General features: G+C 67.8%; 7 protein-coding genes. 5 read left to right on the top strand and 2 right to left on the bottom strand.

Features of this window, described 5'->3' with window-relative positions:
* Window positions 1-64: 64 nt before the first annotated feature.
* Both AB0B48_RS30200 and AB0B48_RS30195 read right to left on the bottom strand, forming a co-directional pair.
* Window positions 65-1,015 (bottom strand): malate dehydrogenase, encoded by a 951-nt coding sequence (locus AB0B48_RS30200; protein ID WP_357207426.1) that lies wholly within the window; start codon window positions 1,013-1,015, stop codon window positions 65-67.
* Window positions 1,016-1,141: 126 nt separating this feature from the next.
* The gene (locus tag AB0B48_RS30195; RefSeq protein ID WP_088950132.1) at window positions 1,142-2,002 is read right to left on the bottom strand and encodes a bifunctional methylenetetrahydrofolate dehydrogenase/methenyltetrahydrofolate cyclohydrolase; all 861 of its coding nucleotides are present in this window, start codon (window positions 2,000-2,002) and stop codon (window positions 1,142-1,144) included.
* 484 nt (window positions 2,003-2,486) lie between these two features.
* Between AB0B48_RS30195 and AB0B48_RS30190 the strand changes: the two genes are divergently transcribed.
* The 5 genes from AB0B48_RS30190 to AB0B48_RS30170 all read left to right on the top strand — a co-directional run bounded on the left by AB0B48_RS30190 (window position 2,487) and on the right by AB0B48_RS30170 (window position 8,230).
* Window positions 2,487-4,088 carry an ABC transporter substrate-binding protein gene (locus tag AB0B48_RS30190; RefSeq protein WP_357207424.1) on the top strand — a complete coding sequence of 534 codons (1,602 nt, stop codon included), beginning with the start codon at window positions 2,487-2,489 and terminating at the stop codon, window positions 4,086-4,088.
* 197 nt (window positions 4,089-4,285) lie between these two features.
* Window positions 4,286-5,224 carry an ABC transporter permease gene (locus tag AB0B48_RS30185; RefSeq protein WP_112583767.1) on the top strand — a complete coding sequence of 313 codons (939 nt, stop codon included), beginning with the start codon at window positions 4,286-4,288 and terminating at the stop codon, window positions 5,222-5,224.
* Window positions 5,217-6,173, top strand: coding sequence for an ABC transporter permease (locus AB0B48_RS30180; RefSeq protein WP_357207420.1), 957 nt, complete (start codon window positions 5,217-5,219; stop codon window positions 6,171-6,173). The genes AB0B48_RS30185 and AB0B48_RS30180 overlap by 8 nt, the downstream gene beginning before the upstream one ends.
* Before the next feature lie 7 nt (window positions 6,174-6,180).
* Window positions 6,181-7,212: an ABC transporter ATP-binding protein gene (locus AB0B48_RS30175; RefSeq protein WP_112583768.1), complete on the top strand. Its 1,032-nt coding sequence runs from the start codon at window positions 6,181-6,183 to the stop codon at window positions 7,210-7,212.
* Window positions 7,193-8,230 carry a dipeptide ABC transporter ATP-binding protein gene (locus tag AB0B48_RS30170; protein ID WP_357207417.1) on the top strand — a complete coding sequence of 346 codons (1,038 nt, stop codon included), beginning with the start codon at window positions 7,193-7,195 and terminating at the stop codon, window positions 8,228-8,230. Before AB0B48_RS30175 ends, AB0B48_RS30170 begins: the two co-directional genes overlap by 20 nt.
* The last annotated feature ends 131 nt before the right edge of the window (window positions 8,231-8,361 follow it).

Here is an 8,361-nt window from a genome sequence, read left to right as displayed (position 1 = left end):
GTCGGGGTCTGGGGGCGCGGGTTTTGCGGGGCGCGCCCTTCGCTGATGCTGTGGTTCGGGGGAACTACATGCTGGAGATGTCGCCCTGCTTGGCGCGGACGGCTTCGGCAGCCTCCAGGAGGCTGGCGCGCTCGTCGGCGTCCAGGTCGGTCTCGACGACCCGCTTGACGCCCTCGGCGCCGATCTCGGCCTCGACACCCAGATAGACACCGGAGATGCCGTACTCGCCGTCGACCCAGGCGCAGACCGGCATGACCTCGCCGGAGTCCTCCGCGACGGCCTTCGCCATCCGCGCCGCGGCGGCGGACGGGGCGTAGTAGGCCGAACCGGTCTTGAGCAGCGCGACCACCTCGGCGCCACCGTTGCGGGTCTTGACGACCAGCTCCTCGATCTGCTCGGCCGGCATGGCGTCGCGCAGCGGCTTGCCGTTGACGGTGCTCTTCGACGGCACCGGGACCATGGTGTCTCCGTGCGAGCCCAGGGTCAGGGTGCGTACGGAGGCCACCGGCACCTTCAGCGCCTCGGCGACGAAGTTGCTGAACCGGGCGGTGTCGAGCATGCCGGCCTGGCCGAGCACCCGGTTCTTCGGGAACTGGGTGGCGAGCTGGGCCAGCGCGGTCATCTCGTCCAGCGGGTTGGAGACCACGATGACGACGGCGTTCGGGGCGTACTTGGCGACGTTCTCGGCGACCTGCCGGACGATCTTGGCGTTGGTCTCCAGCAGGTCCATCCGGCTCATGCCGGGCTTGCGCGGCAGACCAGCGGTGATCACGACGACGTCGGAGCCCTCGATGCTCTCGTAGCCCTCACCGTTGGGGCCGGTGGTCACGCCGACCACCTTGGTCTCGAAGCCTTCGATGGCCCGGGACTGGTTGAGGTCGAGCGCGAGGCCTGCGGGCTTGCCCTCCACGATGTCGGTGATCACTACGGTGTCGAAGACGTCGTACTCGGCCAGGCGCTGTGCGGTGGTGGAGCCGTAGAAGCCAGCCCCGACGACAGTGACCTTCTTACCCATGGTCGTCCCACTCCCTGATACCAGTCGGTTTTCCGGACCGTATCAGTCATCCTGGCACCGAACAGGGCAGGGGCGGCGGCCGTCGCCGGGATGGGTCGAACGTCACCGGCGTCGCCGGCGTCCGGTTCAGCCGCGCTCGGCGCGCTCGACGACGTTGGTGAGCAGCATGGCCCGGGTCATCGGGCCCACGCCGCCGGGCATGGGGACCAGCGCGCCGGCCGTCTCGGCCACCTCCGGGTCCACGTCACCGGTGTAGCGGCCCTTGCCGTCCGCTCCGATGACGCGGGTGATGCCGACGTCCACCACCACCGCGCCCGGGTTGATCATATCGGCGGTGAGCAGACCCGGTACGCCGGCCGCGACGATGACGATGTCGGCGGCGCGCGTGTGCGAGGCGAGGTCGAGGGTGCCGGTGTGGCAGAGGGTGACTGTGGCGTTCTCGCTGCGCCTGGTGAGCAGCAGGCCGAGCGGTCGGCCAACCGTGTTGCCGCGACCGACCACCGCGACGGTGGCCCCGCGCAGCGCCACGTCGTGCCGGCGGAGCAGCTCGACGATGCCGCGCGGCGTGCACGGCAGCGGACCGTCGTAGCCGAGCACGAGCCGACCCAGGTTGACCGGGTGCAGGCCGTCGGCGTCCTTGTCCGGGTCGATCAACTCCAGCACCCGCTGGGTGTCGAGGTGGGCCGGCAGCGGCAGCTGGACGATGTAGCCGTGGCACGCCGGGTCGGCGTTCAGCTCGGCCAGTACGTCGTCGACCTGCTGTTGGGTGGCGTCGGCCGGCAGTTCGCGGCGGATCGAGGCGATGCCCACCTCGGCGCAGTCGCGGTGCTTGCCGTTGACGTACGCCTGGCTGCCCGGATCCGCCCCGACCAGGACCGTGCCGAGCCCGGGGGTGATGCCGCGTTCCGCGAGTGCCTTCACCCGGATGCGCAGCTCGTCCTTGATCTCCGCTGCGGTTGCCTTGCCGTCCAGAAGCGTCGCCGTCACGACCAGATCGTCTCACGGCCACCGCCCGCGGATCAGACGACCTCGCTCCGGGCCGTCCGCCGCCCCACTGCGGCGGGGCGGCCATCGGACGGGCCGGGTCACGTCAGAGTGACCGCCGCTGGAGTAACCCTGCGTGAGGTGTTGCTAGTCACTTTCAGTGACAATCTGTGGATTCGATCACTGTCGAACCAGACAGGAGGGGGCTGATCCACGGAGAGGGGACGGCAACCCCAGGCGGCGTCGACCCGACCGGGAGGGTACGAACGCAACGTCAAACGTCGCCATTTCAGCAGGCCAAGTCGATGATTCCGGTTTGGGGTAGCAGATTCACTCGCCTTCGACAACTGAATCAACCCCGGACCGTTACCCACCCGCAACCGCGTCGTTGTCGAAGGCCGGTCACCGACCTACCGTTACCGCTTGTTGCGCAGCGTAAACCCAGCGTCGGGCCTGACTGCGCAGCGTGAGGAGATGAGGAGGCTCAATGCGAGTTCGTAGACTCGCCGCCTGGACCGCCCTCCCGCTCGCGGTGACGCTGGGCCTCGCGGCCTGCGGCAGCGGCGGAGACGGTGGATCCGGTGGCAGCGACAGTTCGGTGGTCAGCATCCAGATCGCCGAGCCGAAGCACCTGGTTCCCACAAACACCACCGAGACGTCCGGGTCGCAGGTGATCGCCGGCCTGTTCAGCCCGCTCGTCGACTACGACGCCCAGAACAAGCCGTACGAGGTCGCCGCTCAGTCGATCACCTCGTCCGACAACAAGGTCTGGACGATCAAGATCAAGGACGGCTTCACCTTCCACAACGGTGAGAAGGTCACGTCCCAGAACTACATCAACGCCTGGAACTACGGCGCGTACGCCCCGAACGGTCAGGACACCAACCCCTTCTTCGAGAAGATCGCTGGTTACGCCGACCTGCAGGACAAGGCGCCGAAGGCCAAGGAGATGTCCGGCCTGAAGAAGGTCGACGACCTCACCTTCACCGTGACGCTGTCCGATCCGTACATCGACTTCAAGACGACGCTGGGCTACAACGCGTTCTTCCCGATGCCGGACGCCGCGTTCTCGGCTCCGGGCGTGCTCAAGGACTCCTACGAGCAGGCGCCGATCGGGCAGGGCCCCTTCAAGATGAAGGGCACCTGGCAGCACGACAGCAAGATCGACGTCGAGCGCTACGACGCGTACCCGGGCGAGAAGCCCAAGGTCAAGAACATCGAGTTCCGGATCTACCAGCAGCTCACCGCGGCCTACGCGGACGTCCTGGCGGACAACCTGGACGTGCTGCCCACGATCCCGACCGAGAGCCTGAGCACCGCGCCAAGCGACCTGGGCGACCGGTACAAGACCAGCCCGATGTCGTCGTTCCAGTTCCTCGCGTTCCCGACGTTCGACAAGGACTACAGCAACCCGGACGTGCGCAAGGCCATCTCGATGGCGATCGACCGTGACGAGATCACCAAGTCGGTCTTCAAGGGCTCGCAGACGTCGGCGCGCTCCTTCGTCGCACCGGTCCTGCCGGGCTACCGGGAGGACACCGCGGGCAAGGCCGCCGAGTTCAACCCGACCGAGGCCAAGAAGCTCTACCAGGCCGCCGGCGGTCCGTCGAAGATCGTCATCTCGTACAACGGCGACGGCGGGCACAAGGACTGGGTCGACGCCACGGTCAACCAGCTCAAGACCAACCTGGGCGTGGACGCGGTCGGCTCGGTCGAGCCGAAGTTCGCCGACCTGCTGACCAAGGTCGAGAAGAAGACGCCGGTGGGTGCGTTCCGGATGGGCTGGGTCATGGACTACCCGACCATGGAGGACTACCTCGGCCCGCTGTACAGCACGAACGGCTCGTCGAACTACTACGGCTACAGCAACCCGGAGTTCGACAAGCTGGTCAAGGAGGGTTCCGCCGCCAAGACGCAGGACGAGGCGATCGCCAAGTACCAGCAGGCGGAGGACATCCTGGCCAAGGACATGCCGGTGATCCCGCTCCGCTTCGGCGAGAACGTGTTCGGCCACTCGTCCAAGGTCAAGAACGTCGAGATGGACCTGTTCCAGCGGGTCAACCTCGTCAAGATCGAAGCAGCCAGCTGAGCTGACCATGGTGCGGGCCACCCGGGCGACGATGCCCGGGTGGCCCCGACCGCGCCACCGGGGCCGGGCCGCAGCAGCGGACCCGGCGTCGGTGGCGCCGGCTCCCCCGGGCCGGACGGAACGTCTCGGATATTTCGGGTACGACCAGAGATGCCGTCCTGCGACCCTTTCGCACATTTCCGGAGAGACTGCTAAGCATGTTCCGCTACATCCTGCGGCGCCTACTGCAGATGGTCCTGGCGTTCTTCGGGACCACCTTGATCGTCTACGCGCTGACATTCGCCGGGCAGGGCGACCCGATCCAGGCGCTCGCCGGCGAACGGCCGGTGACGCCAGCGCAGCGGGCCTACCTCACCGAGAAGTACAACCTGGATCAGACGGGCGTCGGTGGCTTCTTCTACCGCTACTTCGACTACGTGAAGGACCTGCTCCAGGGCAACCTGGGCGAGTCGCTCACGGGTCGGAGCATCGGTGACATCCTCCAGCAGGCCTGGCCGGTCACCGTGCGGCTCGCGCTCATCGCGCTCGCCGTGGCGATCATCTTCGGTGTCACCGCCGGGGTTCTCGCCGGCATCCGCCGGGCCAGCATCTTCGACAACTCGACGCTGGTGCTGACCCTGCTGGTGCTGGGCATCCCGACGATCGTGCTGGCACCGCTGGCGCAGTACTTCCTGGGCGTCAAGTGGCAGCTCTTCCCACCCACCGCCGGCTCCGACCCGACGTTCTACGCGCTCCTGCTGCCGGGCATCGTGCTCGGCTCGCTGTCGCTGGCCACCGCCCTACGACTCACCCGGGCCTCGGTGGCGGAGAACCTGCGCGCGGACTACGTCCGGACCGCCCGGTCCAAGGGCCTGGTCAAGCGGCGCATCGTCATCGTCCACGTGCTGCGCAACTCGCTGATCCCGGTGGTCACCTTCCTCGGTGTGGAACTGGGCAACCTGATGAGCGGCGCGATCATCACCGAGGGCGTCTTCAACATCCCCGGCGTGGGCTTCAACCTCTTCCGCGGCATCCGCACCGAGGACGGCCCCCTGGTGGTGGGCATCGTCAGCGTGCTCGTCGTGGTCTACCTGGTCTCGAACCTGGTGGTGGACGTCCTGTACGCCGTACTCGACCCGAGGATCCGCTATGAGTGACTTTGAGACTGTGGCGGCCACCGAGAACCAGGCCGCGCGACGTGGCCCCTCGGGAGAGCCGGGCACGCCCAACCAGGTCGGTGCCGCGAACAAGCCCCGCAGCCTGGCCGGGGACGCCTGGCGCGACCTGCGCCGCAACCCGATCTTCTGGATCTCGCTGGCGCTGGTCGTCATCTTCACCCTGATGGCGCTGCTCCCCGGGGTCTTCACTGCCAACAACCCGAACGACTGCCTGCTCTCCCGGCAACACGCCGGGCCGTCCGGCGGGGCCATCTTCGGGTACGACTTCCAGGGCTGCGACACGTACTCCCGGGCGGTCTACGGCACCCGGGCGTCGCTGCTGGTCGGCGCGCTCGCCGCGCTCGGCACCGGCATCATCGCGCTGGTGGTCGGCATGCTGGCCGGTTACTTCGGCCGCTGGGTCGACGCTGTGCTCTCCCGGGTGATCGACGTGGTGCTCGGCATCCCGCTGCTGCTGGCCGCGATCGTGCTGCTCAAGCGGGTGTCCAGTGACAACCAGTGGGCTCGGATCGGCGCTGTCGTCTTTGTGTTGGCCCTCCTCGGATGGACCACCGCCGCCCGCGTGGTCCGGTCCTCGGTGATCACCGCGAAGGAGCAGGACTATGTCGCGGCGGCCCGGATGCTCGGTGCCGGCAACAGCCGGATCATGTGGCGGCACATTCTGCCGAACTCGCTGGCCCCGGCGATCGTCGTGCTGACCATCGCGCTCGGCTCGTTCATCGCGGCTGAGGCGACGCTCTCCTTCCTCGGCATCGGCCTGAAGGCGCCCACCATCTCGTGGGGGCAGGACATCGACACCGGCCGGATCCACATGCGGGAGGCGGCGACCCCGTTGATCGTCCCGTCGGCCTTCCTGGCACTGACCGTGCTGGCGTTCATCATGCTCGGCGACGCGATCCGTGACGCCTTCGACCCGAAGCTGCGGTGAGAACATCATGACCGTCAATCCCACTCCCGCCTCTGCCACTCCCGAGGGCGGTCACCTGCTGGAGTTGCGGGACCTGCACGTCGAGTTCCGCACCAACGAGGGTGTCGCCCGGGTGATCAACGGGGTGTCGTACCACCTGGACGCCGGCGAGACCCTTGCCGTGCTCGGCGAATCCGGCTCGGGGAAGTCGGTCACCGCCCAGGCGATCATGGGCATCCTGGACACCCCGCCCGCGTTCGTCCGCTCCGGCCAGATCCTCTACCAGGGTGAGGACCTGCTCACCCGCTCCGAGGAGCAGCGCCGGCAGGTACGCGGCAAGGAGATCGCAATGATCTTCCAGGACGCGCTCTCCGCCCTCAACCCGGTCTTCCCCGTCGGCTGGCAGATCGGTGAGACGCTGCGCCAGCGCGCCGGCATGTCCCGAGCCGACGCTCGACGTCGTGCCGTCGAGCTGATGGATCTGGTCAAGATCCCGGGCGCCGCCAAGCGGATCGGCGACTACCCGCACCAGTTCTCCGGCGGTATGCGGCAGCGCGTCATGATCGCCATGGCGTTGGCGCTGGACCCGAAGGTGCTGATCGCCGACGAGCCCACCACGGCCCTCGACGTGACAGTGCAGGCCCAGATCATGGACCTGCTGGCCGACCTCCGCCGGGAACTCAACATGGCGATGATCCTGATCACCCACGACCTGGGTGTGGTCGCCGGTGTCGCGGACCGGATCGCTGTCATGTACGCCGGCCGGATCGTCGAACACGCCGACGTCCGCTCGCTCTACAAGGCGCCCGCCCACCCGTACACAAAGGGTTTGTTGGAGTCGATCCCGCGCCTGGACGTTCGCGGCCAGGAACTGTCGACGATCAAGGGGTTGCCGCCGAACCTGATGCGCATCCCGTCCGGCTGCCCGTTCCACCCCCGGTGCCCGTACGTCCAGCAGGTCTGCGTGGACGAGGTGCCGCACGACCTGGTCCTCGGCGACGGCCGGACCAGCGCTTGCCACTTCGCGCAGGAGGTCCGTGATGACAGCGTCGCCCGCTAACCCCACGAAGGTCCGCGGCGAGACCATTCTCTCCGTCGACAACCTGGTGAAGCACTTCCCGATCACCCAGGGCGTGCTGTTCCAGCGGCAGATCGGGGCGGTGAAGGCCGTCGACGGGGTGAGCTTCGAGCTGCGTCGGGGCGAGACGCTCGGCGTCGTCGGCGAGTCCGGCTGCGGCAAGTCCACCCTCGCCCGGCTGCTGATGCGGTTGGAGACGCCCACCTCCGGGCGCGCCACCCTGGAGGGCAAGGACCTGTTCAAGGCTTCCGGGGGTGAGCTGCGCCGGCTGCGCCGCAACATGCAGATGGTGATGCAGGATCCGTACACCTCGCTGAACCCCCGGATGACGGTCGGCGACATCATCGGCGAGCCGTTCGAGATCCACCCGGATGCCGCGCCGAAGGGCAGCAAGGCCAAGCGGGTCCAGGAGCTGTTGGACCTGGTCGGGCTCAACCCGGAGCACATCAACAGGTACCCGCACCAGTTCTCCGGCGGTCAGCGTCAGCGCATCGGCATCGCCCGCGCCCTCGCGCTGAAGCCCGAGGTGATCGTCTGCGACGAGCCGGTGTCGGCGCTCGACGTCTCCATCCAGGCCCAGGTGATCAACCTGCTCAAGCAGCTGCAGGGCGAGCTGGGGCTCTCGTACATCTTCATCGCGCACGACCTGTCGGTGGTGCGGCACATCGCCGACCGCGTCGCGGTGATGTACCTCGGTCGGATCGTCGAGATCGGCACCGAGGACGAGATCTACGAGCGGGCCACCCACCCGTACACCCAGGCTCTGCTCTCCGCGGTGCCGGTGCCGGACCCGGAGGCCCGCGACCAGCGCAACATGATCCGGCTGGTTGGCGACGTGCCCAGCCCGGCCGATCCGCCCAGCGGGTGCCACTTCCGGACCCGCTGCTGGAAGGCCCAGGACATCTGCGCCACCCAGGACCCGGCGACGGTGCCGAGGGCAGCGGACCCCCACCCGTCCGCCTGCCACTTCGCCGAACTCCGCCCCACCCCCACAGCCTGACCCCAACCCGACCTCAACCGTTGATCATGAAGTTATTGCCCTGCGCAGCGGCGTGTCGTGGCAATAACTTCATGATCGACGAGGTCGGAGCCCTCCGTGGCAGTGGACGAAGTGGCGGGTTCCGGTCAGGT

The organism is Micromonospora sp. NPDC049089 (assembly GCF_040648775.1).
In the GTDB taxonomy this organism is placed as follows: Bacteria; Actinomycetota; Actinomycetes; order Mycobacteriales; family Micromonosporaceae; genus Micromonospora.
Note: the sequence above shows the minus strand (reverse complement) of the source record. Positions and strands in the feature narration are given on the sequence as shown.

Bases quoted from the DNA above. Each gene is read 5' to 3' on its own strand.
- AB0B48_RS30170 (WP_357207417.1), top strand. From the start codon at position 7,193: ATGACAGCGTCGCCCGCTAACCCCACGAAGGTCCGCGGCGAGACCATT.
- AB0B48_RS30175 (WP_112583768.1), top strand. From the start codon at position 6,181: ATGACCGTCAATCCCACTCCCGCCTCTGCCACTCCCGAGGGCGGTCAC.
- AB0B48_RS30185 (WP_112583767.1), top strand. From the start codon at position 4,286: ATGTTCCGCTACATCCTGCGGCGCCTACTGCAGATGGTCCTGGCGTTC.
- AB0B48_RS30190 (WP_357207424.1), top strand. From the start codon at position 2,487: ATGCGAGTTCGTAGACTCGCCGCCTGGACCGCCCTCCCGCTCGCGGTG.
- AB0B48_RS30180 (WP_357207420.1), top strand. From the start codon at position 5,217: ATGAGTGACTTTGAGACTGTGGCGGCCACCGAGAACCAGGCCGCGCGA.
- AB0B48_RS30200 (WP_357207426.1), bottom strand. From the start codon at position 1,015: ATGGGTAAGAAGGTCACTGTCGTCGGGGCTGGCTTCTACGGCTCCACC.